This window comes from Methyloversatilis universalis EHg5, assembly GCF_000378945.1.
Lineage (GTDB): Bacteria > Pseudomonadota > Gammaproteobacteria > Burkholderiales > Rhodocyclaceae > Methyloversatilis > Methyloversatilis universalis_A.
On sequence record NZ_KB900539.1, the window covers coordinates 1,162,697 to 1,186,562 of the forward strand.

Here is a 23,866-nt window from a genome sequence, read left to right on the forward strand (position 1 = left end):
GGGGGGTTACTTGACGGCAACCTTGCCAGCCATACCGGCTTCAAAGTGACCGGGTTGCAGACAGGCAAAGTCAAACGTTCCTGCATTGGCGAATTTCCAGATGAACTGCCCGGTTTTGCCGGGGTCGACCTGCACCTGGTTCGGGTCATCGTGCTCCATCTCCGGATGCTTGCGCATCTGTTCAGCATGCGCCTTCAACTCCGCGACAGAGCCCAGGACCATTTCATGGCGCACCTGGCCGCTGTTCTTGACAAGGAACTTTATGGTTTCACCCTTCTTGACTTCGATTTTTGCGGGAGTGAAACGCATGTTGTCCGTCATGTCGACATTGACCGTACGAGTCACTTGACTTGCCTTACCAGGTTTGCCGATGGAAGCCGCATGGCCGCTATGACTGTGGCCTGCGTCGGCGTGTGCGATGGTGCTGCCTGCTGTCAATGCCGCCATCGAGACAAGAGTGCTGATAACAAAGTGCTTGGGGGATTTCATGGTGTTTCCTTTCTAGTTAATGGTTGTGGCTGCTGCTACCCTTGCGGGCCTTCATGACGGTGTCGCCCGGGTTGATGGAAGTCCTTGCATCGGGCGCGTTTTTTGCGGCGGGCATATCCTGCTTACTGCCGCCCTTCCATTCGGAAGCGACAGTGCCCTTGGGATGACGGTACCAGCCCGGATCCTTATAGTTGCCGTGCGGTTGATCCTTACGCACCTTGACGATGGTGAACATGCCGCCCATTTCGACGCCGCCGAACGGCCCCTCTCCAGTCATCATCGGCAGGGTGTTGTCGGGCAGAGGCATTTCCATGCCCTCCATGGAGCCTCCCTTGTCGCCCATGACCATGTAGTCGGGGATAAGCTTGTTGATCTTCTCGGCCACGCCCTTGTGGTCCACGCCAACCAGGGTGGGAACGTCGTGGCCCATGGCGTTCATGGTGTGGTGCGACTTGTGGCAATGGAAAGCCCAATCGCCGAGGTCCGTAGCGTCGAATTCGATGGCGCGCATCTGGCCAACCGCGATGTCCGCTGTCACTTCGGGCCAACGCGCAGCGGGCGGAACCCAGCCCCCATCCGTACCGGTCACCTCGAACTCGTGACCATGTAAATGGATCGGGTGATTGGTCATGGTCAGATTGCCGACGCGGATACGCACCCGGTCACCCTGGCGGCAAACCAACGGATCAATCCCCGGCCAGACACGGCTGTTGAAGGTCCACAGGTTGAAGTCGAGCATCGTATTAACCTTGGGGGTAAAGCTGCCCGGATCAATGTCGTAAGCGGAAAGCAGGAAGACAAAGTCGCGGTCGACCTTATATTGCGACGGGTCTTTCGGGTGTGTTACCCAAAAGCCCATCAGGCCCATGGCCATCTGCACCATTTCATCTGCGTGCGAGTGGTACATGAACGTGCCCGGTCGTTTGGCCTCGAACTCGTACATGAAGGTCTTGCCAGGCGGTATGCCGCGCTGGTTTAGACCGGTGACGCCGTCCATCCCATTTGGCAGACGCTGGCCGTGCCAGTGGATGCTGGTATGTTCTGGCAGCTTGTTGGTCACGAAAATCCGTACACGGTCGCCTTCCACTACTTCAATGGTCGGGCCGGGCGATTGGCCGTTGTAGCCCCAGAGATGTGCCTTCATGCTGGGGGCAATTTCACGCACGACCGGCTCGGCGACCAAGTGAAACTCCTTGACACCGTTCTTCATGCGCCAGGGAAGCGTCCAGCCATTCAGCGTGACGACGGGGTTGTAGGGGCGGCCATTGGGTGGCATCAGCGGGCCTTGGGTACTGGCCTTGCTCATGGTGGGGGCTTCAGGCAACGATGCTGCGCCTGCCTTGCTGACAAGCCCAGCGCCCAATGCGACAGCACCGGCACCCAGAAAAAAGTCTCTACGTGAGGTCATGTGATTTTCCTTGTTATGGACGACTCAGTGGCCGCCACCTTCGTTGGCTGCAACGGCACCCATGGATGCCGGAACGTTGCTGGGACTGGGCTTACCGATCAGCGCCATATCGAGATCGGCCTGTGCCAGCCAGAAATCACGTAGGGCTTCGATGTAGCCATTCACCGTGGTAATTTGCGAGCGTGCATCGGCGAGCAAGTCGAACACACTGAGCAGCATGCCGTTGTAGCGCAGCTGGTTCTCTTCGGAGATGCGCTTCTTGAGCGGCACGATCTCGTCGCGGTAGTGCTTGGCGATGTCATAGCTGGTGCGATAGGACTGGTAGCTCTCGCGTACCTCTGAGCGTGCATTGACGGCCATCTCGCCAGCGCGATTGAGGGCTTGCATGTAGATCGACTCAGCCTTGGTGACCTTGGCTGTACCCCAGTCGAAGATAGGCAGTTCGAAGCCGATCTCATAGCCCTTCTTGTAGGGGTCGGACCTGTGGCCTTCCAGCACGCGAGCAGGGCCGAACTCCAGCACATTGATGAAACGCGTCGCCTTAGTCAGACCCAGATTGCTAGCCAGACCTTCGGTTTCCAGGCGGATGGCCTGCAAATCAAGCCGCTGCTGCATGGCCAACGATTCGATGTCAGGCAGGTCGGTGGCCATTTTGGGCAGATCGGGTAAGCGCTCCGGCAGTTTGTAGTCGAGCTGTTTTCCCCAAAGCCCCATCAAGCGCGTGAGTTGCTCTCTAGATGAGGTCGCTGCTTGTCGCGCACGTGCCGCTTGCGCAACAGCATCGGCATAAAAGCCTTGTTCACGCGCCTGCGTGAGCTTGCTCCAATTGCCAACCTGAGCCATGCGCTTGCCAAGTTCCGCACCCGCTTCGGCGACATCCTTGACTTGCCCCATGTAGTCGGCTGTCTGCTGGCCAGAGATAGCGGTGTAATACGCCTTGCGCGTATCGGCGGCTAACCGCAGGACTTCGGACGTCACTTGCCGCTGAGTCTGAGCGAAGCGGCGCTCCTCAACCTTCTGGGCCAAGGGCATGGTGATCAGCGAAAAGATATTGAAAGTGAAGGCCTGTTCGATCTTGTACTCATCTTCAAGCCGGGCACGCAGCATGGAGAAGCGCGGATTGGGCAGACGGCCGGCTTGCACCAGATCAGCCTCCGAAATCCCCAGCTCGTAGAAGGCAGCCTGTAGTCCTTTGTTGTTGAGCAGTGCAATCTGCACGGCATCATCCACGCTCAGCGGCTTGTTCAGGAGTTCGGCCACGCGACTGTCGATGGTGTTCTGATCCTCGCCGGAGCGTGCCCATTTCACGTCCTTGCCAAGACGTTCCTTTGTCGTCTTCTCAACGGGGTTGAAGCCGCCATCGGCTGAAAAGCTTGCGCAGCCGGCCAGTACGGAACTAGCCAGCAATGCCGCAATCAGCCGGACCTTTGAAGAATGGAATAGCGTGTTCATTAGTGCTGCCCTCCATGCTTCATCGAATGTCCCCCATGCGGGTCGGGCTTGCCGGTAGCTGCACTGGGAGCACCTTTGGCAGCAGGCTGGGCATGCCCGGCATGGCCACTGCCCATCACATCGTCATGGGCTTCGCGCCAGCCCTTCATGGGAGCATCATCCCAGGCCTGATAACCGTCGAAGGCCGACTGATAGAGCGCCTTCGGGGCGGCCGCCTGCGGATCCATGGCGGGAATGGATTTTTCTTCTGCAAATGTTGGGGAATGCATCAGGGCGCCGACCAGCAAGGTCAGCCCCATGGCCGGCTTATGAACCGACTTCATCGTCTTGAACATGATTTCCTCACGTCGCTTGTCGTTTGAGTGAGCGGCAATGCCGCCACGGGAACATCGCGAATGCAGGCGTTACTGGGTAACGCGCCAGGCTTTCGACACGCGGTTCAGGCGTGCATAGACCTCTGCAAGCGCAGACTCGTCAGCGTGAGGAGCTTCGAGGAGGGTGTTGCAGTGCTTCGAGAGAAACACTGGTCAGGGTATCGACTGGATGGGGTGCCATGATGGCGGCACCGGAGGAGGTCAGCCAGTCGGCTGGGGAGCAGAACACAGCCATCGTGCACATGCAGCAAGCACTGCACGCACTACATTTGCCGGCCACTTTGTGTGGCTGGGACGATTGATCGGAGGTGTCGTCATCGTCGCCAGCCATCGCCATGTCACAATGCTCGGCATGGGCCAGGACGGTATCTGCATTGTCACCCAGGATCGCCTGCGTATCCCCAGGCACCATGGTCTGCATGACCATGCCATGATGCAGGGGCGCGCAATAGAGCATGCTGGCCGCTGCATAGCTTTGCAACGGAAGTGCAATCAGCATGATCCAGATGATGAGGCGCCTGAACATAGGATGAGGGCTGGGCAAGTGGAAGTCAGCCTAGGAAGCGGCTAACGCGTTGTCAAGCTGCGGAAATATCAGGGTAAATTTAGTCATGTCGCCCTCCGAACATAGCTTGATCTCCCCTCCATGGGCACGGACGATGGAATCGGTTATCGCCAATCCAAGTCCTGCACCTTGCCCCATGCGTTCGCGCGAGGCATCCACTCGGTAAAACCGGTCAAACAAACGGGTATGCAATTCGGCGGGAATGGGGTCACCCGTATTGCTTACACTAATCTGCACGGCCTGTTCGGCAGAGGACAGCACGACCTTGATTGCTCCGCCTTCCGGTGTGTGGCGAATGGCATTTGACAAGAGGTTGCTGAGTGCGCGGCGCAGCATGAGCCGATCGCCACTCATGCTGCTCGTGCCGGCGAGTGACAAAGCAATGTGTTTTTCGCTGGCAAGCGCCTCATAGAAGTCCAACACAGCCTGGGTTTCGCTAGCCAGATCAACCGGCTCCCGCGTGGGAATGACCATTGCATGATCTGCCTGGGCAAGGAATAGCATGTCGCTGACCATGCGCGACAGACGTTCTAGTTCCTCGGCATTTGAGGCCAGCACTTCACGGTACTCGTCTGGGCTGCGCGCTTTGGTAAGGGTCACCTGAGTCTGCGTGAGCAGGTTGCTGAGCGGCGTGCGTAGTTCATGAGCGAGATCGGAGGAAAACTCGGTCAAACGCTGGAAAGACCTCTCCAGGCGTGCCAGCATTTCATTCAAGGTGTCTACCAGCGGTTCCAGTTCGGCCGGCACAGCAGCGGAAGAAAGACGTTGATCCAGTCGCCGCGCAGTAATGCCGGAGGCCTCCTGGCGAATCGCCTGCAAAGGCTGCATTTCGCGGCGCACTACGTACCAAGTCGCCACGCCCGTGAGGAACATTGCCAAGGCAACCGCTGACCAAAGCGTTCGGCGGAACGCCCGCATGAAGCTGTCCTGATGAGTAATGTCGGTGGCCACCATCACCTGAAATGCCGTATCGGGCTTGGCTGGCGAACGAACATCACGGGCAATGCCTAGGTACAAGCGCCCGCTTTCCGTGCGCCAGCTGACTGCACTCAGATCGACCGAGGCTGGCTGGCGCGCCAGCAGGTGATTGGGAAAGTTTGCATGTTCGCTCGCAAAAATAGTCGTATCGTCTGCTTGTTTTACCTGTATCTCGATGTCGGCATGTCCAACCAGGGCGTCGCCCAGTTGACGTGAAATGGCTGCCATTGCATCACCCGTGGCGGCATTCTCAATGGCATGTGTCGCCAGCGTCATCTTGCCTTCCAGCATTTCCATATCGTGGTGACGGAAATGTCGTTCGACTGCAGTGCCGACAAGAATGCCCAGCAACAACAGGATGGCTGTTGCTGCCACGGAAATCAGCAGTGTCAGACGAAAAGTCATGGAGCGGCGTGACATGGCTCAGTACGCCGTTTCCAGGACATAACCCATGCCGCGCACGGTGTGAATCAGCTTGGCGTCGAAGTCATCGTCAATCTTGACTCGCAGACGGCGTACGGCAACATCAATGACGTTTGTGTCGCTGTCGAAATTCATGTCCCACACTTGAGAGGCGATCAGGGAACGCGGCAACACCTCCCCCTGGCGGCGCAGCAGCAGTTCGAGCAGGGCAAACTCCTTGACCGTCAGCTCGATGCGCTTGCCGCCCCGGCTGACCCGGCGACGCAGGAGATCGAGCTCAAGGTCCGCCGCACGCAGGACTTCGGCCTCCTTGCTGCGACTACCGCGCCGGAGCAGTGTGCGTATCCTCGCCAGCAATTCCGAAAAGGCAAAGGGTTTGACTAGATAATCGTCTGCACCTAATTCCAGTCCTTTGACGCGGTCCTCCACGTGGTCACGGGCGGTCAGGAACAATACCGGCACATCCTTGCCCGCTCGACGAATGCCCTCCAGTATCTGCCAGCCGGTCATACCCGGCAGCATGACATCGAGGACTATCAGGTCATAAGCCTCGGTCAGGGCGTGATGCAAACCATCCGCGCCATCACGATCCAGATCGACGACAAACCCGGCCTCCACCAGTCCTTGCTGGACATAGGTGCCGATTTTAAGCTCATCTTCGACGATCAGGATTTTCACAAAATTGCCTTGGAAGCAGGTTTAGATGCATTCTGCGCAGCTTTTCATCACAGAGGTGTTCGATGACAGAAATGTAATCTTTGTGTCAGAAATTTGTTGGTTGGCACAGACCAAACTGGCTCCATTGCGGTACGGAGAATCGCCATGAAGAAGGCGCTCGGCTTGTTCTTGTTGTTATCTGCTGGGGCGAATGGCGTAGTGGATCTTGTCGTACTTGCCCAGCTCGAAGGGGTGCAAAATGGGTGTGCTTTTGGTCGGGTCGGCGGACGCGGGTTCGATTCCTTCCGGCGTGACGTGCCAGGATCCCCCTGTTTAGCCACTCGCCGGCCAAACAACCGGCCAAACAACCGGCCAACATCGTCTATTGAGTAGAAATTCTCCTTATTTTTCGCATACATACCAATCGCCCGATAATCGCGAAGAACCGGCCAAATGATCGTCAAAGGCGCGGCGGACGCGGGGTTGATTCCTTCCTGCGTGACGCGCCAAGATCCCCCTGTTTAGTCACTCGCCGGCCAATCTCGACTCTACTGAGACGAAAGGGTGCTGCTCTTGTCTCTAATGAGATGTCGTGACTTTCTGAAGCGAGACCGGTGTGGGTAGGTCATTGAGATCGCTCGAAGGACGTTCTCGTCTCTAGTGAGAATCTACGCAGAAGGCGAATGTCGCGTAGAACTAGGGGGGGGTCATACAAATTTAACTGGACTGCGCCCAAAGGTGCGAGAGCCTGAAAATGAAAAAGCCCCTGAGTGGGGCTTTTTCATTTTGATACACTCCTTCGCGGGTGGCCGACAGGAGCGGCGCCCGGCGCCTGATAAACATCGGGTCACGCTGCTGTCAATCCTGGCCTCCCTAAAGGAGGTGATGCGGGTGAAGCTCTCACTCGTGTTCAAACGACTTCGACTCAAGCTTCACATCAGTTCAACGCTGGTTCTCGTTGTGCTGATGATGTGGGTCTAAGTTAACCCTGTGTGGTCGGAGGTGCCAGCCAACGACCACACACTCTTCTACCAAAAACCAGACCGTCTTGCAAGATCCGAGTCCCGGTGAGGGAGACAGTGCTGGGTATAGCCACGGACCATACTCTGGGTCAAAGCGCCTGTCCGACGCCTCCTTCGCTCGGCGTGTCGACCTACAGACACCGTAGGAAGACAGTACATCAATCTCCCTACTTCTTAAGCTTGTCGCGCAACGCTTTCGCGAGGGATTGCGCAACCTCCGATAGCCGCGCCATAGCGGCTTGATAGACAACCCCGTCTTCGCGCTTATCCACAGCAACGACCGTGACGAGCAGATGGTCGTCCTCAACCGAATAGACCAGACGCACTCCCTGCTGGCGGAGCTTTATCTTGTAGCAGCCCGCCAAGGGACCGTGCAATTCACCGCCTGGAACGTGTGGGTTGTCCAAGCGCTTTTCGAGGAGCTTCTTGAGGTTGGATTTGACTGAGCCATCAAGTGCTCGCCACTCCTCCAACGCCTCAGGCATAAAGCGAAGCCCGTACTTGTGCTTCGCCTTGGCGCCCTCAGAGGTCGTCAATGTCCACCTCGATGGCGCGGGACTTGTCGGCCAGCCGGCTCGCCGCCTTGCGGTAGAGTTCTTGGTCGGCAAGTTCGTCCATCATCGCCTCGAATAGACGTGGTTCGACCATGTAGAAGGCAGGGCGGTTGTGATTGAGCACCGCCACCGGGCGGTGATTTGCTTCTCTGAGCACTGCCGCGGGGTTCTTCTTGAACTCGGACATGCTCACGGCGACTTCAGCAAGAATGGCTTCCATGATTGGCTCCAATATCAGAGCCAAATATAGCTACGCACATGTCGAGCGTCAAGTCTTCGTCGACGGGCGAGGCTCATTCGGGCAAAACAAGAATGCGCTCCAGAAAGTTTGACCGTGGGGGCTCGACTGGCATCCCCGATGGCGACCGGATCTCTCGCCGCTCTGCTGCCGCGCTATCCTTTGGCCCTTCTTCCGTTTGTGGAGGGAGAAGTCCCAGGATGAATCGAAGGCCTGTTGTGCCTGGGCAGTCAGCGCCGATACTGATTGGCAGTCCTTGGGCACCACTAGGGAAACACTGATTTAACCCCGTCCCCGTAGAATGCCCCGGTCATCCCGATAGGCGCAACCATCCAGATGAAACAGCAAACCAGCTTCGCCGATCTCGAGTACTCGGCGCGTCGCAAGCCGACGCGGCGGGAGAAGTTTCTGACCGACCTGGATCGTCTGGTGCCGTGGTCGCAGCTGGTGGCATTGATCGAGCCGCACTACTACCGCGGCGAGCGCGGTCGTCCGCCGGTCGGGCTGGAAACGATGCTGCGCATGTATCTGTGCCAGAACTGCCTGGGCCTGTCGGACGAAGGAATTGAAGATGCCATCGTCGACAGCATCGCGGTGCGTCGCTTCGTGGGCATCGACCTGATCGAGCGTCAGGCACCCGATGCCACCACGCTGCTGAAATTTCGCCGCCTGCTCGAACGTCACGAGATGCCGGTGCGCATCTTCGCGCTGATCCGCGAACAGCTCGGTCAGCAAGGGCTGATCCTGCGCGAAGGCACGATCGTCGACGCCACCTTGATCGCTGCGCCCCCCTCGACGAAGAACAAGGAGGGCGAGCGCGACCCCGACATGCACCAGACGAAGAAGGGCAAGCAGTGGTATTTCGGCATGAAAGCGCATATCGGTACGGATGCGCACACCGGCATCGTTCATTCGCTTGCCGCCACGGCGGCGAACGCGTCCGACGTGAGCCAGACGCACAAGCTGCTGCATGGTGAGGAGAAGCACGTGCATGCCGACGCTGGTTACCAGGGTGCAGGCAAGCGTCCCGAACTGAAGGACTGCCCGGCCGAATTCGTGATCGCACGCCGGCGTTCGACTTACAAGAGGCTGGACAAGACGGACCCGAGACGCCAACTCATCGAGAAGGCGGAGCACGCCAAGGCGAGCATCCGCTCGAAGGTCGAGCACGCATTCCATGTGGTGAAGAACCTGTTCCGGCATCGCAAGTGCCGCTACAAGGGTTTGGCGAAGAACACGGCGCAGTTGCATGTGCTGTTCGCGATGGCGAATCTGGTGCTGTCGCAGAGAAGTCTGTGCGCGCCCTACAGGACAGGTGCGTCCTGAGGGCGAGAAATCGGAGCGATGAGCTCCGAAAGGGCCTCGGGTCGATGATTCGGGGCTGAAAAAGAGCCGAAATTCGATGTCATGACGATGCGAATTTCGGAGTTGCTGCCTCACGGACGAAAAATCCCGGAAGGGTGGCTTTGATCAGCGTTTCCCTAGCTGGCTGCACATTTCAGGGGCACGGTAGATCAAAAACTGTAGGCGACGAACCATGGCTATTGAGGCACTTCCAAATTTCTCCCGTCCAGCCCTCCAGCGCTGGGAGTCGATCCCTGCCAATATCCGTCAACGTCTGTTGGCCAACGTCTGGTGTGGGCGATGCCGCAATGAAGTGACAATCACCAACTTCACCGGCACCCTAAAAGGCGGGAACTTGCTGCTTGTTGGCAGGTGCGCCGAGTGCCACGGCGACGTGGCACGGGTCATTGAAGGATCTTGAGCTCGATTCCGCAGAGCTACGTGGCGGAGCTCATTCGGCGTTTCAACAGGTCCGAGAGCTTCTGTCTCGCCCATCACTGGATGATCTCGTCTCCATCCTGAGCAAGGCCATCGCTGGCCTGCAGCACAGGGACGCTGCCATCCGCATGACTTGGAAGCTGTCTTCGTTGGCTAAAGAACCGTACGAACTCACCCTGCACGCCGCATTCCTCGCAGGCGATGGGATCGGGCACGTCCACCTGGAAGTGCATTTCGTCGTCGGTTGATTTGCAGCCCAGTACTTGGTATTGCGGCAGGTGAAGGATGTTGTCGGGAAGTTCGGTCATGGTGTTGTATAGGCGTAGGTGTCAGTCAGATCCATCCGGCTCGGCATTGGTGTTTGCTTTTTTACCCAACAAGCTGCTGGAAACGAAAAGTAAGGCACCGAGGACAATTGCAATATCAGCCAGGTTGAAGGCCGGCCAATGCCAGTCTCGCCAATAGAAATCAAAGGAATCCACAACATAGCCGCGAAAGACCCGGTCAATCAGGTTGCCCATGGCGCCACCGAGGATAAGACTGTAAGCGATGGCTTCTCCTTTATGACGATTTTCAAGGATCAGCTTGATCAGAAAAATCGAGACCACTACCGCGATTCCGATAAAAAAGTAGCGCTGCCAGCCTCCACCATTCGCAAAAAGACTGAATGCGGCACCGGTGTTCCATAGGTGCACCCAGTTAAAGAACGGGGTCACCGAAACATACTCGCCATAGGCCATTGATTGCTGCACCAGCCACTTTACAGCCTGATCAGACGCTGCCAGCAGGCCCGATATGGACAATAGGGCATACGGCGAGAGCTTTTTGCCAATAATGAGCATTATTTAACCCTTCAACGCCAAAATGCGTCTGGCACCGTTAAGTACAATGCCCCCCGCGATGGTGCCGATAATCAGATCCGGATAATTGGAACCGGTCCACGCGACCAGGGCGCCGGCGGTGATGACCCCCAGGTTGATCACCACGTCGTTGGCCGAGAATATCCAGCTTGCCTTCATGTGCGCCCCGCCTTCCCGATGTTTGGATATGAGCAGCAGACAACTGGTATTGGCAATCAATGCGACGAATGCGATAGCCATCATCACCAGCGATTCAGGCTCACTACCGAATACAAAGCGTCTCACCACCTCTACGAGCACGCCCACAGCCAAGATCAGTTGCAGTACACCAGCAAGATGCGCGGCACGTACCTGCATTTTCACGCTATGTCCAACCGCATAAAGGGCAAGCCCGTACACCGCCGCATCGGCAAAATTGTCCAGGGATTCTCCAATCAGGCCGGTGGACTGGGCGATCAGACCGGCAGTCATTTCCACCACGAACAGAAGTGCATTGATGCCGAGCAACCAGCGCAGGGTCCCGGATTCTTGCTTAGCAGAAGCTGCCGAAAACTCGGCGGCCTTGATGGTCTCCGGATTTGCAGCGACGGTTTCCTGAAGCGAGGCGCCTAGCCCCAAGGTCTTCAGTTTCGAGGTGACGGGCTCGACCTCGCCGTCATGCACGACCTTCAGCCGGCGGTTCGACAAGTCGAAGGACAGCGCCCGAATCTCCTCAAAGCCGTTCAGGGCTAGGCGAATCATTCGTTCTTCTGATGGACAGTCCATCTTCGGCACGGCATAAACACTGACCCATCTCCCTGGCGCCTCGGAGGAGGCCTGTATATCGGTATCCGCTGCGGACGTTGCATCACCGCCACAGGCGCCACCACAGGATTTGCTCATGATACGACTCCACTTGAACAATGTTGTGGTACCATTTAAAACTATAAAGCTACTATAAGGTCAATAGAGTAAAGAATCCGTTGGGGAGGAGGCTGATGCGCATTGGTCAGTTGGCGCAGTTGGTAGGGGTCGAAACACAGACGATCCGCTTCTATGAACAGCAGGGCTTGTTGCCGCCGCCTGATCGGCAGGACAACGGTTACCGTGTCTATACCGAGAAGCATGGTGAGGGGCTGGCCTTCATCCGTCGCTGCAGAATCCTTGGCCTGTCACTGGCTGAGATTCACGAACTACAGAGCTATCAGGACGACCCTCATCAGCCTTGTACCGCCGTCAACGCCTTGCTCGATGATCACATCTCTCATGTGCGGTCGCAGATAACCGCTCTGCAAGCGCTTGAGAATCAACTCGTTTCACTGAGAGCGAGTTGCAACGATGACCGGGAAGTTGAGGCGTGTGGGGTTCTTGCTGGAATTAGCGAAGGAAACATGCACCAGCAGTAGGTGAAGCATCAACCAGATAATCCGATGAGATGCCGGTCTGTCTCACTCTCATGCAAAGGTAAGATCAACCATTTAATCCGCTTACCCCGTATTCCAACCCGCGAACGACATTGAACTGGTGGGTGTTTACCTGTGGAATGCCCATGTGAGCGGTGCGATCTACCCCATCATTGGGGCTGCCGAGATCGCCCTGCGCAATGCCATCGACCGGGCACTGCGTGCGCATCTGGGGAACTTCTGGTGGTCGGGTGCCAAACTTCGGTACCGATCTTTCGTCCGGGGCTCGCCCCCTCCGCATCCAGTCCAAGCCGTACGGGATAATTTTGCGAAGGCCACGCGGAAATTCGTTGCCGAGCAACGCAGCCGATACGGTGTCACTGGTCATGTCACCCCAAACCACCACGGTGTGATGGCCAAGACGGAATTCTCGACGTGGGGATTCATGCTGGATCACGAGTTTATGGGCAATGGCTTGATCTGGCCGAGCCGACTGGGCACCGTCTTCGCTGGTTCTTGGCCCAGCTCCCACGCAGCCGTCATGCTTTCCCACGTTCATGACCTTGTTTCGACGGTAAGGGATTTTCGCAATCGACTGTTCCATCACGAGCCCGCATGGAAACGGTTCGGCGTGCTTACAGAATCTGACGCGCTGGCTCATCTGTTAGGGAAACACTGATTTAACCCCGTCCCCGTAGAATGCCCCGGTCATCCCGATAGGCGCAACCATCCAGATGAAACAGCAAACCAGCTTCGCCGATCTCGAGTACTCGGCGCGTCGCAAGCCGACGCGGCGGGAGAAGTTTCTGACCGACCTGGATCGTCTGGTGCCGTGGTCGCAGCTGGTGGCATTGATCGAGCCGCACTACTACCGCGGCGAGCGCGGTCGTCCGCCGGTCGGGCTGGAAACGATGCTGCGCATGTATCTGTGCCAGAACTGCCTGGGCCTGTCGGACGAAGGAATTGAAGATGCCATCGTCGACAGCATCGCGGTGCGTCGCTTCGTGGGCATCGACCTGATCGAGCGTCAGGCACCCGATGCCACCACGCTGCTGAAATTTCGCCGCCTGCTCGAACGTCACGAGATGCCGGTGCGCATCTTCGCGCTGATCCGCGAACAGCTCGGTCAGCAAGGGCTGATCCTGCGCGAAGGCACGATCGTCGACGCCACCTTGATCGCTGCGCCCCCCTCGACGAAGAACAAGGAGGGCGAGCGCGACCCCGACATGCACCAGACGAAGAAGGGCAAGCAGTGGTATTTCGGCATGAAAGCGCATATCGGTACGGATGCGCACACCGGCATCGTTCATTCGCTTGCCGCCACGGCGGCGAACGCGTCCGACGTGAGCCAGACGCACAAGCTGCTGCATGGTGAGGAGAAGCACGTGCATGCCGACGCTGGTTACCAGGGTGCAGGCAAGCGTCCCGAACTGAAGGACTGCCCGGCCGAATTCGTGATCGCACGCCGGCGTTCGACTTACAAGAGGCTGGACAAGACGGACCCGAGACGCCAACTCATCGAGAAGGCGGAGCACGCCAAGGCGAGCATCCGCTCGAAGGTCGAGCACGCATTCCATGTGGTGAAGAACCTGTTCCGGCATCGCAAGTGCCGCTACAAGGGTTTGGCGAAGAACACGGCGCAGTTGCATGTGCTGTTCGCGATGGCGAATCTGGTGCTGTCGCAGAGAAGTCTGTGCGCGCCCTACAGGACAGGTGCGTCCTGAGGGCGAGAAATCGGAGCGATGAGCTCCGAAAGGGCCTCGGGTCGATGATTCGGGGCTGAAAAAGAGCCGAAATTCGATGTCATGACGATGCGAATTTCGGAGTTGCTGCCTCACGGACGAAAAATCCCGGAAGGGTGGCTTTGATCAGCGTTTCCTTAGAAAAGATCGGAAAGATCGAAAGCTTGATGGCCCTGATCCATCCCGAGAATCTCCGACTCCTGGAGAGGAACGGCCTTCTGGCTACTGCACGGCGTGCATGTACCTCAAATGAAATCCGGCGCTTCCAGCATTTGACGCAGACCTACAAGGTGAGGTCTCTCGGGAAACTCCAGATGCTCGTTGATCAATGTGGGTTCGACGATAGCGTGATTTCAGCGAGGATCTACCTGGGAAGGCAGCGCCGCTTCCTGCTGACGCCCGGTTAGTGCGACGCGCTGTGTTCAAAGGATCCGACAAGGGAGTCTTCTTGCCTCTCCGCAGCCAATCTTGGGATTCACTAGCCGTGTAGTCATGCCGGTCAAGGAGCTAGTAACCTGAGTTTTTCGGGGGCGCCAAGTTCGAAATAGTTCTCGCTTTCCGGGCTCCGTTCGTAGGCCCTGAGAAAGAACATGGCAAGCTTTGCATGAGTTGCCAAATTTGGGTCTAGATCCAAAAAATCCAAAATTCCATGACCTTCGAAATCGTCGGCGATCGACCTGACGACGGACGGGCTTTTGCGCAGCAGGGGCTTTTGCGCAGCAGGGGCTGCTATCAACACGCCAGCCACGCTGAGCGACATCAGGCCTTGGATGATCTGGTTGCTCAGGCCCGGGAGTTCAAGATGGGTACGAGTTGTCGCACGCTGCGCCCATCACTGGGCTTATGCCCGGAGCCGATCCCAGTCATCTGGCGGATGTCCGCTTTCCAGCATCTTGCGAAAAACCGGGTAGGTGACGTCGCTGCTTTCGTAGGCGCGTCAGCACCACCTCTCCGCTGGGGCGAATGGTGTCATTTTCAGAAGACGACTGCACCAATCAACGAGACATGAAGCCTGCTGTGCATACGGCTCCTGACAGCCCGATATCAGGACTCCTCTGCACGAAACTCGTCTATGCTCAATACTCGTGTGCACCAAAGCGAGGCGAGCATGGCGACCGATACCGTACCGATTGCCGAGCGCGGCGTAGCCACCCTGTCAGAACAGGCATGGGAGCGTGCTCGCTGCCGCGCGGAGATCATTGGGCCGTTGGCGCAGTCGGAGACGGTCGGGCATGAAGCGGCCGACGCAGCAGCCCAGGCGCTGGGTCTGTCCCGGCGGCAGGTCTACGTCCTGATCCGCCGTGCCCGGCAAGGTTCGGGGCTGGTCACTGATTTGGCTCTTGGACAGTCGAGCGGTGGCAAAGGTAAAGGCCGCTTGCCGGAGTCGGTCGAACGAATCATCCGCGAGCTACTGCAAAAGCGCTTCCTGACCAAGCAGAAGCGCAGCTTGGCGGCGTTCCACCGTGAAGTTGCGCGGGTGTGCAAGCTGCAAAAGCTGCGGATGCCGGCGCGCAACACGGTCGCGTTGCGGATCGCCAGCCTTGATCCACTCAAGACCACTCGACTTCGGGAAGGCCAGGATGCGTCCCGCATCCTGCAAGGTGTTGGCGGTGTTCCTCCGCCAGTCTCCGCACCGCTGGAGCAGGTACAGATCGACCACACAGTCATCGACCTGATCGTGGTGGACGAGCGCGACCGGCAACCGATTGGCCGTCCGTACCTGACCCTCGCCATCGACGTGTTCACCCGCTGCGTGGTTGGCATGGTGGTCACGTTAGAAGCGCCATCTGCCGTCTCGGTCGGCCTGTGCCTCGCACACGCCGGTTGCGACAAGCGCCCTTGGTTGGAAAGGTTGGACGTGGAAATGGACTGGCCGATGAGCGGCAAGCCCGCGCTGCTCTACCTGGACAACGCGGCCGAATTCAAGAGCGAGGCGCTACGCCGTGGCTGCGAGCAGCATGGCATCCGGTTGGACTATCGGCCTCTCGGGCAGCCGCACTATGGCGGCATCGTGGAACGGATCATCGGCACGGCGATGCAAATGATCCACGACGAATTGCCGGGGACGACCTTCTCCAACCCTGACCAGCGCGGGGAATACGCCTCCGAGAAGATGGCCGCCCTGACACTGCGCGAGCTGGAACGCTGGCTCGCATTGGCGGTTGGCACCTATCACGGCTCCGTGCACAACGGCCTGCTCCAACCGCCGGCCGCACGCTGGGCCGAAGCTGTCGCGCGTACCGGCGTTCCAACCGTCATCACTCGCACCACGGCTTTTCTGGTCGATTTCCTGCCCGTCCTCCGCCGCACCCTGACCCGCACTGGCTTCGTCATCGACCACATCCACTACTACGCCGATGCGCTCAAGCCGTGGATAGCTCGGCGCGACCGCCTGCCTGCGTTCCTGATCCGGCGCGACCCACGCGACATCAGCCGCATTTGGGTGCTGGAGCCGGAGGGGCAGCACTATCTGGAAATTCCATACCGTACCTTGTCGCACCCGGCTGTCACCCTCTGGGAACAACGGCAGGCGCTGGCGAAATTGCGGCAGCAAGGGCGCGAACAGGTGGATGAGTCGGCGCTGTTCCGCATGATCGGGCAGATGCGCGAAATCGTGACCACTGCGCAGAAAGCCACGCGCAAGGCGCGGCGCGACGCGGATCGACGCCAGCATCTCAAGTCAACGGAACAACCTGTCAAAACCACGCCACCAGCGGACACGGATATGGCAGACCCGCAGGCGGACAACCAGCCACCTGCCAAACCGTTCGACCAGATTGAGGAGTGGTAGCCGTGGACGAATATCCCATCATCGACCTGTCCCACCTGCTGCCGGCGGCCCAGGGCTTGGCCCGTCTCCCGGCGGATGAGCGCATCCATCGCCTTCGCGCCGACCGCTGGATCGGCTATCCGCGAGCAGTCGAGGCGTTGAACCGGCTGGAAGCCCTGTATACGTGGCCAAACAAACAACGCATGCCCAACCTGCTGTTGGTCGGTCCAACCAACAACGGCAAGTCGATGATCGTCGAGAAGTTCCGCCGCGCCCACCCGGCCAGCTCCGACGCCGACCAGGAGCACACCCCGGTATTGGTCGTGCAGATGCCGTCCGAGCCGTCGGTGATCCGCTTCTACGTCGCGCTGCTCGCGGCGATGGGAGCACCATTGCGACCGCGCCCACGGCTGCCGGAAATAGAGCAACTGGCGCTGACACTGCTGCGCAAGCTCGGTGTGCGTTTGCTGGTGATCGACGAGCTGCACAACGTCCTGGCCGGCAACAGCGTCAACCGCCGGGAATTCCTCAACCTGCTGCGCTTCCTCGGCAACGAATTGCGCATCCCGCTGGTCGGTGTGGGCACGCGCGATGCCTACCTGGCCATCCGCTCGGATGACCAGTTGGAAAACCGCTTCGAGCCCATGATGCTGCCGGTGTGGGAAGCCAACGACGATTGCTGCTCACTGCTGGCCAGCTTCGCGGCTTCGCTCCCGCTGCGGCGCCCCTCGTCTATTGCCACGCTGGATATGGCCCGCTACCTGCTCACGCGCAGCGAGGGCACCATCGGCGAGCTGGCGCACCTGTTGATGGCGGCGGCCGTCGCTGCCGTGGAGAGCGGTGAGGAAGCGATCAACAACCGCACGCTCAGCATGGCCGATTACACCGGCCCCAGCGAGCGGCGGCGGCAATTCGAGCGGGAACTGATGTGAAGCCAGCGCCACGCTGGCCACTGCATCCGGCTCCCAGGGAAGGCGAAGCCCTGTCTTCGTGGCTCAACCGCGTGGCCCTTTGCTATCACATGGAAGTGTCCGAGCTGCTGGAGCACGATCTTGGTCACGGCCAGGTTGATGACCTGGACACCGCGCCACCACTGGCGCTGCTGGCGATGCTCTCCCAGCGGAGCGGTATCGAGCTGGATCGGCTGCGCTGCATGAGTTTCGCCGGCTGGGTGCCTTGGCTACTGGACAGCCTTGATGATCAGATTCCAGCCGCATTGGAAACCTATGCGTTCCAGCTCTCGGTACTGCTGCCGAGACTCCGCCGTCAGACGCGATCCATCACGAGCTGGCGTGCCTGGCTGCCCACCCAACCGATACACCGCGCCTGTCAGCTCTGCCTGAACGATCCGGAGAACCAAGCCGTACTGCTCGCGTGGAAGCTGCCCCTGATGCTGAGCTGCCCACTGCATGGCTGCTGGCTGGAATCCTATTGGGGCGTGCCAGGGCGGTTTCTCGGCTGGGAGAACGCCGACGCCGAACCGCGCACTGCCAGCGACGCGATTGCGGCGATGGACCAGCGTACCTGGCAGGCACTGACGACCGGCCATGTGGAACTGCCGCGCCGACGCATCCACGCCGGATTGTGGTTTCGGCTGCTACGCACGCTGCTCGACGAGCTGAACACCCCGCTTTCGGCGTGCGGCACCTACGCGGGGTATCTCCGCCAAGTCTGGGAAGGCTGCGGGCATCCGCTGCGTGCAGGGCAAAGTCTGTGGCGACCGTATGAAACCCTGAACCCGGCAGTACGGTTGCAGACGCTGGAGGCGGCGGCAACGGCGATCCACTTGATTGAAGTGAGGGATATAAGCCCGCCGGGCGAGCAGGCAAAGCTATTCTGGTCCGAGCCCCAAACCGGGTTCACCAGTGGACTGCCAGCGAGAGCGCCGAAGCCCGAACCTGTCGATCACTGGCAACGGGCGGTCCAGGCCATTGATGAGGCGATCATTGAAGCGCGGCACGACCCCGAGACGGCCCGCTCGCTGTTCGCGTTGGCTTCCTTTGGTCGGCGCGACCCCGCTTCCCTGGAACGGTTGCGCACCACCTTCGCGAAGGAAGGCATCCTCCCTGAATTTCTGTCACATTATGAGCCTGATGGACCCTTTGCATGTCTTAGACAGAATGACGGGTTAAGTGACAAATTTTGACGGCCCGAACTTTCCGGTGCACACTGTCACATAATCGAACGTATATGTGACAGGTACAAGATGCTGATTGGCTACATGCGAGTATCGAAGGCGGATGGCTCCCAAGCGACGGACTTGCAGCGCGATGCGCTGGTCGCGGCCGGTGTTGATCCGGCGCATCTCTATGAAGACCAAGCGTCCGGAAAACGCGAGGATCGTCCCGGTCTGGCGAGCTGTCTGAAGGCACTACGGCTAGGCGACACGTTGGTCGTTTGGAAACTGGATCGGCTCGGGCGCGACCTGCGCCATCTGATCAATACCGTCCATGACCTGACCGGACGCGGCATCGGCCTCAAGGTGCTGACCGGGCACGGCGCGGCCATCGACACCACGACCGCCGCCGGCAAGCTGGTCTTCGGTATCTTCGCCGCGCTGGCCGAGTTCGAGCGTGAGTTGATCGCCGAGCGCACTGTGGCGGGCCTGGCCTCAGCACGGGCACGCGGCCGGAAAGGCGGCCGGCCGTTCAAGATGACCGCCGCCAAGCTGCGGCTGGCGATGGCGGCAATGGGGCAGCCAGAGACCAAGGTCGGCGACCTGTGCCAGGAACTTGGCGTCACGCGACAGACCCTGTATCGGCATATTTCACCCAAGGGCGAGCTACGTCCAGATGGCGAGAAGCTACTCAGCCGAATTTGATGCCGACATGAGGCGACGTAGCGAAAGCGTGGTTTGTCTCAATTTGACGGCGGCGAACCGCAAGCGTTCGGTTCGCCGTTCGTTTCGGTCGCAGTGCTGGCCCGCGCCTGGAAACGTTGATAACACTCCAGCCCGCAGAAGTGCTCGACGTACTCCGCGCCTTCCGGTGTGAAGGCGGCATCGAGCGGGATTTCCTTCAGCACACGCAGCAACTGGTGGCGGTCGGATCATTTGCATTCATGGTGGCACCCCTCCATTGACTGACGAAGACGGCGAATGCCGCCGCCGGCATCGGCTTTGCGAACAGAAAGCCTTGCCCGCGCTCGAACGCTTGGGCCAGTTCCGCCGTAGTCCATCCATCCGGCCGGGAAGCGCTCATGATCTTTCCCTCAATGCCCGCAACGCCCGCGCCAGTGACAGAAGGAACAGGCCGGTCAAACCGAGCGCCGTGATGACCCAATACTCGACAAGGAATGCACCGGCGGTTGTGCCGGCCAGCACGGCAGCAAGGATGGGCAGGTGGCAGGGGCAAGTCAGCACGGCCAGCGTGCTCCACAGGTAGCCGGTGATCGGTTTGCGCGTCTCGGACGGCAAGTTCTCGGGGCTGTTCACGGCAGACTCTCCGCGTGCTGTGCCGGCTCGGTCGGCATGGTGGCCAACTGCACTTCCAGATCGGCCAACGCTTCGCGCCGACGCTCGACGAACTGGCGCAAAACGGCAAGCTGCGCGGCCACTTCATCGCCGTCCGCAGCATCCAGCGCCCGATATAGCCGCGCAAGTACGTCCAGGCCGATGCCCGCCTCGAAGGCGGCTCGCACGAAGCACAGTCGCTGCAAGGCGGCGTCATCGAACAGGCCGTAGCCACCCGTGGTGCAGGCGACTGGCCGCAGCAATCCACGCAGCAGGTAATCGCGCACGATATGCACACTCACCCCGGCATCAAAGGCCAACCGGGACACCGTGTAGGCGTTCATCGAACACCTCCTTTTCCTCATCCGGCACAGCACGAAAGCTGCTTCACGTCCTTGCTGAAGGTCTGCGCCGCGAGCTTCAACCCCTCGACCATCGTCAGGTAGGGGAACAACTGGTCGGCCAGTTCCTGCACCGTCATGCGGTTGCGAATGGCGAGAACAGCCGTCTGGATCAATTCGCCCGCTTCCGGGGCGACGACCTGCACGCCGATGAGCCGTCCGCTACCTTCCTCGATGACGAGCTTGATAAAGCCGCGCGTGTCGAAGTTGGCGAGCGCACGCGGCACGTTATCCAAGGTCAAGGTGCGACTGTCGGTCTCGATTCCGTCGTGATGCGCTTCCGCTTCGCTGTAGCCCACGGTTGCCACTTGCGGATCGGTGAACACCACGGCCGGCATCGCGGTCAGGTCGAGGGCCGCGTCGCCGCCTGTCATGTTGATCGCGGCACGGGTGCCCGCCGCTGCCGCCACATAGACGAATTGCGGCTGGTCGGTGCAGTCGCCGGCGGCATAAATGTGCGGCGTGCTGGTGCGCATGCCCTTGTCGATGACGATGGCCCCTTGCGCATTGACGGCGACCCCCGCCGCGTCCAGTGCCAGGCTGCGCGTGTTCGGCGTCCGCCCGGTAGCGATCAGCAGCTTGTCGGCGCGCAATTCCCCGTGCGCCGTGGTCAGCACGAATTCGCCGTCCACATGCGCGACCTGGCTGGCTTGCGTGTGTTCCAGTACCTTGATCCCTTCGGCACGGAAGGCGGCCGTCACGGCCTCGCCGATGGCCGTGTCTTCGCGGAAGAACAAGGTGCTGCGCGCCAGGATCGTGACCTGGCTGCCGAGCCGGGCAAACGCTTGCGCCAGTTCCAGCGCCACCACCGACGAGCCGATCACGGCCAGGCGTTCGGGAATGGTGTCGCTGACCAGGGCCTCGGTCGAAGTCCAGTAGGGTGACTCTTTCAAGCCCGGAATCGGCGGCACGGCTGGGCTGGCACCCGTGGCGACCAGGCAACGGTCGAAAGCCACCACGCGCTCGCCGCCATCGTTCAAACGGACGGCAAGACTCTGGTTGTCCTTGAAACGCGCTTCACCACGCAGAACGGTGATGGCCGGATTGCCATCCAGGATGCCTTCGTACTTGGCATGGCGGAGTTCATCGACGCGGGCCTGCTGCTGGGCTAGTAGTTTGCTGCGATCAATCGCAGGCATGGTCGCCGCAATGCCGCCATCAAACGGGCTTTCCCGGCGTAAATGGGCGATGTGAGCGGCGCGAATCATGATCTTGGACGGCACGCAACCGACGTTGACGCAGGTGCCGCCGATGGTGCCGCGCTCGATCAGTGTGACGTGCGCGCCTTGCTCGACAGCCTTCAGTGCTGCCGCCATCGCGGCTCCACCGCTGCCGATCACGGCGACCTGCAACGGGCGTTCGCTGCCACTGTGCTTATCGGCGGCACCCATCCATCCGCGCACCTTGTCGAGCAATCCGGCGCGGTTGTCCGTCGGCGGAGCATCGGCAAGCGTTGCCTTGTAGCCCAGTCCGGCCACGGCCGCAGCCAGCGCATCCGGTGACGTGCCCGCCTCGATGGCGAGTTGCGCTGTGCCCTTCGGATAGGACACCATCGCCGACTGCACGCCGGGTACTTTTTCCAAGGCATCCTTGACGTGCACAGCGCACGAATCGCAGGTCATCCCGGTGATCTTCAGGGTGGTCATGTATTTTTCCTTTTCTGTGGTGGCTACGGCTGTTGCCGTCAGCCACGTTGTTCTGGCAATTCACAGCTGTCCGGCCCGCAGCGGCGATGTGCTGGCGAGATGAAATCCCAGACCGACACCCCAACCATCAAGGCCAGGCCGACATAGAGCAGCCCACCGCTCTGCCAGCCATAAGCCCGCATTAAAAACACCGCTGCCAGCGCCAAGATCGGGCCTATCGTGCCGAGCGCCGTGCGTCGCCACTGTCGATGATTAAGCCAAGCGATAGCATTGGCGAGTAGCGCGATGCCGGCGAACATCGGCAGCAGGATGCCAATGAATAGCCCTTCGTACTGGCTCAAGAAGCCCAGTCCGATGGCCGCGCCCAAGCTGGCGATGGCAGGAAAACAGGCCGCGCAACCCATCGCGGAAACGACGCTGCCGAGCGCGCCGGTTTTGTCAGCGATGCGCGTGATGAGTCCCATGTGTCGCTCCCGAATTCGGTTCAACGGATCAGCGTTTGGCGCTGGACGGATAGCCCGCGTCCTCGGTCGCCTTGGTCAACTTCTGGACGTTGGTCTTGGCATCGTCGAAGGTGACGACGGCCTGGCGCTTGTCGAAACTTACGTCGGTCTTGCTCACACCCTCGACCTTGGAAAGCGCGTGCTTGACAGTGATCGGGCAAGAGGCGCAGGTCATGCCAGGCACGGACAGCGTGACGGTCTGAGTGGCGGCGAACACGGGGGCAACGAAAGCGGCGAGAGCGAGGGAGGCAAACAGCTTTTTCATGATGAACTCCTGATTAGTAGAAAAATGGCATGACGTAGGGAAAACCAAGCGCGACCAAGACCAACACGGCGACGAACCAGAAAATGAGCTTGTAGGTGGTGCGCACTTGCGGAATCGCGCACACCTCGCCCGGCTTGCAGGCTGCGGTCGGTCGGACGATGCGCCGCCAGGCAAAGAACAGTGCAACCAGCGCCGCGCCGATGAAGATCGGCCGATACGGCTCCAATACCGTCAGGTTGCCGATCCAAGCGCCGCTGAACCCCAAGGTGACCAGAACCAGCGGCCCCAGGCAGCAGGCCGAGGCGAGGATGGCAGCCAGCCCGCCGGCGAAGAGCGCCCCGCGCCCGTTTTGTGGTTCAGACATGCGCGTGTCCTTTCGAATTTAAATTGGATAGCGTAACCTTACTTCCGTAGTCATGTACGGAGTCAAGCAATATGGAAAACAATTTGGAAAATCTGACCATCGGCGTTTTCGCCAAGGCGGCCGGGGTCAACGTAGAGACCATCCGGTTCTATCAGCGCAAGGGCTTGTTGCCGGAGCCGGACAAGCCTTACGGCAGCATCCGCCGCTATGGCGAGGCGGATGTAACGCGGGTGCGGTTCGTGAAATCAGCCCAGCGGCTGGGCTTCAGTCTGGATGAAATAGCCGAACTGCTGCGGCTGGAGGATGGCACCCATTGCGAGGAAGCCAGTAGTCTGGCCGAGCACAAGCTCAAGGACGTGCGCGAAAAAATGACTGACTTGGCGCGTATGGAGTCGGTGCTTTCCGAACTTGTGTGTGCCTGCCACCTGCGGCAGGGGAATGTTTCTTGCCCGCTGATTGCTTCACTGCAAGGGAAGAAAGAACCGCGCAGTACCGACGCGGTGTAGCCAAGGGAACTACGCCTAAGCGTGCTTTATTTTC

28 protein-coding genes and 2 pseudogenes are annotated in these 23,866 nt (G+C 59.6%); 9 read left to right on the forward strand and 21 right to left on the reverse strand.

Annotated features, from left to right (window positions below):
- Nucleotides 1-6: 6 nt before the first annotated feature.
- From METUNV2_RS0105350 to METUNV2_RS0105395, 9 genes are all read right to left on the reverse strand, one after another.
- Nucleotides 7-489 (reverse strand): cupredoxin domain-containing protein, encoded by a 483-nt coding sequence (locus tag METUNV2_RS0105350; protein WP_018228463.1) that lies wholly within the window; start codon nucleotides 487-489, stop codon nucleotides 7-9.
- Between the two features lie 16 nt (nucleotides 490-505).
- The gene (locus tag METUNV2_RS0105355) at nucleotides 506-1,897 is read right to left on the reverse strand and encodes a multicopper oxidase family protein (RefSeq protein ID WP_026187899.1); all 1,392 of its coding nucleotides are present in this window, start codon (nucleotides 1,895-1,897) and stop codon (nucleotides 506-508) included.
- 24 nt (nucleotides 1,898-1,921) lie between these two features.
- The gene (locus METUNV2_RS0105360; protein ID WP_018228465.1) at nucleotides 1,922-3,349 is read right to left on the reverse strand and encodes a TolC family protein; all 1,428 of its coding nucleotides are present in this window, start codon (nucleotides 3,347-3,349) and stop codon (nucleotides 1,922-1,924) included.
- On the reverse strand, nucleotides 3,349-3,684 hold the full coding sequence (locus METUNV2_RS0105365; protein ID WP_018228466.1) for a hypothetical protein: 336 nt from the start codon (nucleotides 3,682-3,684) through the stop codon (nucleotides 3,349-3,351). Before METUNV2_RS0105365 ends, METUNV2_RS0105360 begins: the two co-directional genes overlap by 1 nt.
- Nucleotides 3,685-3,823: 139 nt before the next feature.
- Nucleotides 3,824-4,222 (reverse strand): hypothetical protein, encoded by a 399-nt coding sequence (locus METUNV2_RS0105370; RefSeq protein ID WP_157281316.1) that lies wholly within the window; start codon nucleotides 4,220-4,222, stop codon nucleotides 3,824-3,826.
- Nucleotides 4,223-4,279: 57 nt separating this feature from the next.
- Nucleotides 4,280-5,671: a heavy metal sensor histidine kinase gene (locus METUNV2_RS0105375; RefSeq protein WP_018228468.1), complete on the reverse strand. Its 1,392-nt coding sequence runs from the start codon at nucleotides 5,669-5,671 to the stop codon at nucleotides 4,280-4,282.
- A gap of 18 nt (nucleotides 5,672-5,689) precedes the next feature.
- Complete coding sequence (locus METUNV2_RS0105380) at nucleotides 5,690-6,367, reverse strand: heavy metal response regulator transcription factor (protein WP_018228469.1); 678 nt, start codon at nucleotides 6,365-6,367, stop codon at nucleotides 5,690-5,692.
- Nucleotides 6,368-7,535: 1,168 nt separating this feature from the next.
- Nucleotides 7,536-7,904: a type II toxin-antitoxin system RelE family toxin gene (locus tag METUNV2_RS0105390; protein WP_018228471.1), complete on the reverse strand. Its 369-nt coding sequence runs from the start codon at nucleotides 7,902-7,904 to the stop codon at nucleotides 7,536-7,538.
- Nucleotides 7,891-8,142 (reverse strand): type II toxin-antitoxin system Phd/YefM family antitoxin, encoded by a 252-nt coding sequence (locus tag METUNV2_RS0105395; RefSeq protein ID WP_018228472.1) that lies wholly within the window; start codon nucleotides 8,140-8,142, stop codon nucleotides 7,891-7,893. Before METUNV2_RS0105395 ends, METUNV2_RS0105390 begins: the two co-directional genes overlap by 14 nt.
- 354 nt (nucleotides 8,143-8,496) lie before the next feature.
- Here METUNV2_RS0105395 and METUNV2_RS0105400 point away from each other — a divergent pair, with 354 nt between their 5' ends.
- Nucleotides 8,497-9,486, forward strand: coding sequence for an IS5 family transposase (locus tag METUNV2_RS0105400; RefSeq protein WP_018227468.1), 990 nt, complete (start codon nucleotides 8,497-8,499; stop codon nucleotides 9,484-9,486).
- Nucleotides 9,487-10,070: 584 nt separating this feature from the next.
- Here the strand turns inward: METUNV2_RS0105400 and METUNV2_RS19820 are convergent.
- The 3 genes and pseudogenes from METUNV2_RS19820 to METUNV2_RS0105415 form a co-directional block, all read right to left on the reverse strand.
- Nucleotides 10,071-10,250, reverse strand: a pseudogene (locus METUNV2_RS19820) (ISL3 family transposase); the annotation flags it as partial.
- 21 nt (nucleotides 10,251-10,271) lie between these two features.
- Nucleotides 10,272-10,784 carry a signal peptidase II gene (gene lspA / locus METUNV2_RS0105410; RefSeq protein WP_004863699.1) on the reverse strand — a complete coding sequence of 171 codons (513 nt, stop codon included), beginning with the start codon at nucleotides 10,782-10,784 and terminating at the stop codon, nucleotides 10,272-10,274.
- 3 nt (nucleotides 10,785-10,787) lie between these two features.
- Nucleotides 10,788-11,684, reverse strand: coding sequence for a cation transporter (locus METUNV2_RS0105415; protein WP_004574643.1), 897 nt, complete (start codon nucleotides 11,682-11,684; stop codon nucleotides 10,788-10,790).
- 95 nt (nucleotides 11,685-11,779) lie between these two features.
- On the opposite strand from METUNV2_RS0105415, the gene cadR reads away from it, so the two are divergent.
- The 3 genes from cadR to METUNV2_RS0105425 all read left to right on the forward strand — a co-directional run bounded on the left by cadR (nucleotide 11,780) and on the right by METUNV2_RS0105425 (nucleotide 13,908).
- Entirely contained in the window at nucleotides 11,780-12,187 is a 408-nt protein-coding gene (gene cadR, locus METUNV2_RS0105420) for a Cd(II)/Pb(II)-responsive transcriptional regulator (protein WP_018228474.1), read from the forward strand.
- 118 nt (nucleotides 12,188-12,305) lie between these two features.
- Entirely contained in the window at nucleotides 12,306-12,863 is a 558-nt protein-coding gene (locus tag METUNV2_RS19520) for a hypothetical protein (RefSeq protein WP_198288843.1), read from the forward strand.
- A 55-nt stretch (nucleotides 12,864-12,918) separates the two neighbouring features.
- Nucleotides 12,919-13,908 carry an IS5 family transposase gene (locus METUNV2_RS0105425; RefSeq protein WP_018227468.1) on the forward strand — a complete coding sequence of 330 codons (990 nt, stop codon included), beginning with the start codon at nucleotides 12,919-12,921 and terminating at the stop codon, nucleotides 13,906-13,908.
- Between the two features lie 517 nt (nucleotides 13,909-14,425).
- On the opposite strand, the gene METUNV2_RS0105435 is transcribed toward METUNV2_RS0105425, so the two are convergent.
- Together METUNV2_RS0105435 and METUNV2_RS20270 are read right to left on the reverse strand one after the other, a co-directional pair.
- Nucleotides 14,426-14,686: a hypothetical protein gene (locus tag METUNV2_RS0105435; protein ID WP_018228476.1), complete on the reverse strand. Its 261-nt coding sequence runs from the start codon at nucleotides 14,684-14,686 to the stop codon at nucleotides 14,426-14,428.
- Between the two features lie 81 nt (nucleotides 14,687-14,767).
- Nucleotides 14,768-14,851, reverse strand: a pseudogene (locus METUNV2_RS20270) (type II toxin-antitoxin system YhaV family toxin); the annotation flags it as partial.
- A 183-nt stretch (nucleotides 14,852-15,034) separates the two neighbouring features.
- Here METUNV2_RS20270 and METUNV2_RS0105440 point away from each other — a divergent pair.
- Genes METUNV2_RS0105440 through METUNV2_RS0105455 form a run of 4 tightly spaced genes read left to right on the forward strand, consistent with a single transcriptional unit; the run spans nucleotide 15,035 to nucleotide 19,517 of the window.
- Nucleotides 15,035-16,717: a Mu transposase C-terminal domain-containing protein gene (locus METUNV2_RS0105440; RefSeq protein ID WP_011494284.1), complete on the forward strand. Its 1,683-nt coding sequence runs from the start codon at nucleotides 15,035-15,037 to the stop codon at nucleotides 16,715-16,717.
- A gap of 2 nt (nucleotides 16,718-16,719) precedes the next feature.
- Nucleotides 16,720-17,628 carry a TniB family NTP-binding protein gene (locus METUNV2_RS0105445; RefSeq protein ID WP_018228477.1) on the forward strand — a complete coding sequence of 303 codons (909 nt, stop codon included), beginning with the start codon at nucleotides 16,720-16,722 and terminating at the stop codon, nucleotides 17,626-17,628.
- The gene (locus METUNV2_RS0105450) at nucleotides 17,625-18,842 is read left to right on the forward strand and encodes a TniQ family protein (RefSeq protein WP_026187900.1); all 1,218 of its coding nucleotides are present in this window, start codon (nucleotides 17,625-17,627) and stop codon (nucleotides 18,840-18,842) included. The genes METUNV2_RS0105445 and METUNV2_RS0105450 overlap by 4 nt, the downstream gene beginning before the upstream one ends.
- 60 nt (nucleotides 18,843-18,902) lie before the next feature.
- On the forward strand, nucleotides 18,903-19,517 hold the full coding sequence (locus METUNV2_RS0105455) for a recombinase family protein (RefSeq protein WP_018228479.1): 615 nt from the start codon (nucleotides 18,903-18,905) through the stop codon (nucleotides 19,515-19,517).
- Between the two features lie 38 nt (nucleotides 19,518-19,555).
- Here the strand turns inward: METUNV2_RS0105455 and METUNV2_RS20395 are convergent, their stop codons facing one another.
- From METUNV2_RS20395 to merT, 7 genes are all read right to left on the reverse strand, one after another.
- Nucleotides 19,556-19,720 carry a DUF3330 domain-containing protein gene (locus tag METUNV2_RS20395; protein ID WP_438362243.1) on the reverse strand — a complete coding sequence of 55 codons (165 nt, stop codon included), beginning with the start codon at nucleotides 19,718-19,720 and terminating at the stop codon, nucleotides 19,556-19,558.
- Nucleotides 19,721-19,892: 172 nt separating this feature from the next.
- Nucleotides 19,893-20,129: a broad-spectrum mercury transporter MerE gene (gene merE / locus METUNV2_RS0105465; RefSeq protein ID WP_018228480.1), complete on the reverse strand. Its 237-nt coding sequence runs from the start codon at nucleotides 20,127-20,129 to the stop codon at nucleotides 19,893-19,895.
- Nucleotides 20,126-20,491, reverse strand: a complete 366-nt coding sequence (gene merD / locus METUNV2_RS0105470) for a mercury resistance co-regulator MerD (RefSeq protein WP_018228481.1) — start codon at nucleotides 20,489-20,491, stop codon at nucleotides 20,126-20,128. The genes merE and merD overlap by 4 nt, the downstream gene beginning before the upstream one ends.
- A gap of 17 nt (nucleotides 20,492-20,508) precedes the next feature.
- On the reverse strand, nucleotides 20,509-22,194 hold the full coding sequence (gene merA / locus METUNV2_RS0105475) for a mercury(II) reductase (protein ID WP_018228482.1): 1,686 nt from the start codon (nucleotides 22,192-22,194) through the stop codon (nucleotides 20,509-20,511).
- A gap of 38 nt (nucleotides 22,195-22,232) precedes the next feature.
- A complete protein-coding gene (gene merC / locus METUNV2_RS0105480; protein ID WP_018228483.1) occupies nucleotides 22,233-22,658 on the reverse strand; it encodes an organomercurial transporter MerC in 426 nt (141 codons plus the stop codon).
- Nucleotides 22,659-22,686: 28 nt separating this feature from the next.
- Nucleotides 22,687-22,962 (reverse strand): mercury resistance system periplasmic binding protein MerP, encoded by a 276-nt coding sequence (gene merP / locus METUNV2_RS0105485; protein WP_018228484.1) that lies wholly within the window; start codon nucleotides 22,960-22,962, stop codon nucleotides 22,687-22,689.
- 13 nt (nucleotides 22,963-22,975) lie between these two features.
- Nucleotides 22,976-23,326: a mercuric ion transporter MerT gene (merT, locus tag METUNV2_RS0105490; RefSeq protein ID WP_005798838.1), complete on the reverse strand. Its 351-nt coding sequence runs from the start codon at nucleotides 23,324-23,326 to the stop codon at nucleotides 22,976-22,978.
- Nucleotides 23,327-23,397: 71 nt separating this feature from the next.
- Between merT and merR the strand changes: the two genes are divergently transcribed.
- Nucleotides 23,398-23,832, forward strand: a complete 435-nt coding sequence (merR, locus tag METUNV2_RS0105495) for an Hg(II)-responsive transcriptional regulator (RefSeq protein ID WP_005798840.1) — start codon at nucleotides 23,398-23,400, stop codon at nucleotides 23,830-23,832.
- Nucleotides 23,833-23,866: the final 34 nt, after the last annotated feature.

Coding starts and splice junctions, on each gene's coding strand:
- METUNV2_RS0105425 (WP_018227468.1), top strand. CDS start 12,919: ATGAAACAGCAAACCAGCTTCGCCGATCTCGAGTACTCGGCGCGTCGC.
- METUNV2_RS0105435 (WP_018228476.1), bottom strand. CDS start 14,686: ATGTCGCTCAGCGTGGCTGGCGTGTTGATAGCAGCCCCTGCTGCGCAA.
- METUNV2_RS0105365 (WP_018228466.1), bottom strand. CDS start 3,684: ATGTTCAAGACGATGAAGTCGGTTCATAAGCCGGCCATGGGGCTGACC.
- METUNV2_RS0105440 (WP_011494284.1), top strand. CDS start 15,035: ATGGCGACCGATACCGTACCGATTGCCGAGCGCGGCGTAGCCACCCTG.
- METUNV2_RS0105375 (WP_018228468.1), bottom strand. CDS start 5,671: ATGACTTTTCGTCTGACACTGCTGATTTCCGTGGCAGCAACAGCCATC.
- merC (WP_018228483.1), bottom strand. CDS start 22,658: ATGGGACTCATCACGCGCATCGCTGACAAAACCGGCGCGCTCGGCAGC.
- merT (WP_005798838.1), bottom strand. CDS start 23,326: ATGTCTGAACCACAAAACGGGCGCGGGGCGCTCTTCGCCGGCGGGCTG.
- merP (WP_018228484.1), bottom strand. CDS start 22,962: ATGAAAAAGCTGTTTGCCTCCCTCGCTCTCGCCGCTTTCGTTGCCCCC.
- merR (WP_005798840.1), top strand. CDS start 23,398: ATGGAAAACAATTTGGAAAATCTGACCATCGGCGTTTTCGCCAAGGCG.
- METUNV2_RS0105415 (WP_004574643.1), bottom strand. CDS start 11,684: ATGAGCAAATCCTGTGGTGGCGCCTGTGGCGGTGATGCAACGTCCGCA.
- merD (WP_018228481.1), bottom strand. CDS start 20,491: ATGAACGCCTACACGGTGTCCCGGTTGGCCTTTGATGCCGGGGTGAGT.
- METUNV2_RS0105360 (WP_018228465.1), bottom strand. CDS start 3,349: ATGAACACGCTATTCCATTCTTCAAAGGTCCGGCTGATTGCGGCATTG.
- merA (WP_018228482.1), bottom strand. CDS start 22,194: ATGACCACCCTGAAGATCACCGGGATGACCTGCGATTCGTGCGCTGTG.
- METUNV2_RS0105350 (WP_018228463.1), bottom strand. CDS start 489: ATGAAATCCCCCAAGCACTTTGTTATCAGCACTCTTGTCTCGATGGCG.
- METUNV2_RS0105455 (WP_018228479.1), top strand. CDS start 18,903: ATGCTGATTGGCTACATGCGAGTATCGAAGGCGGATGGCTCCCAAGCG.
- METUNV2_RS0105395 (WP_018228472.1), bottom strand. CDS start 8,142: ATGGAAGCCATTCTTGCTGAAGTCGCCGTGAGCATGTCCGAGTTCAAG.
- METUNV2_RS0105400 (WP_018227468.1), top strand. CDS start 8,497: ATGAAACAGCAAACCAGCTTCGCCGATCTCGAGTACTCGGCGCGTCGC.
- METUNV2_RS0105370 (WP_157281316.1), bottom strand. CDS start 4,222: ATGCTGATTGCACTTCCGTTGCAAAGCTATGCAGCGGCCAGCATGCTC.
- METUNV2_RS0105355 (WP_026187899.1), bottom strand. CDS start 1,897: ATGACCTCACGTAGAGACTTTTTTCTGGGTGCCGGTGCTGTCGCATTG.
- lspA (WP_004863699.1), bottom strand. CDS start 10,784: ATGCTCATTATTGGCAAAAAGCTCTCGCCGTATGCCCTATTGTCCATA.
- cadR (WP_018228474.1), top strand. CDS start 11,780: ATGCGCATTGGTCAGTTGGCGCAGTTGGTAGGGGTCGAAACACAGACG.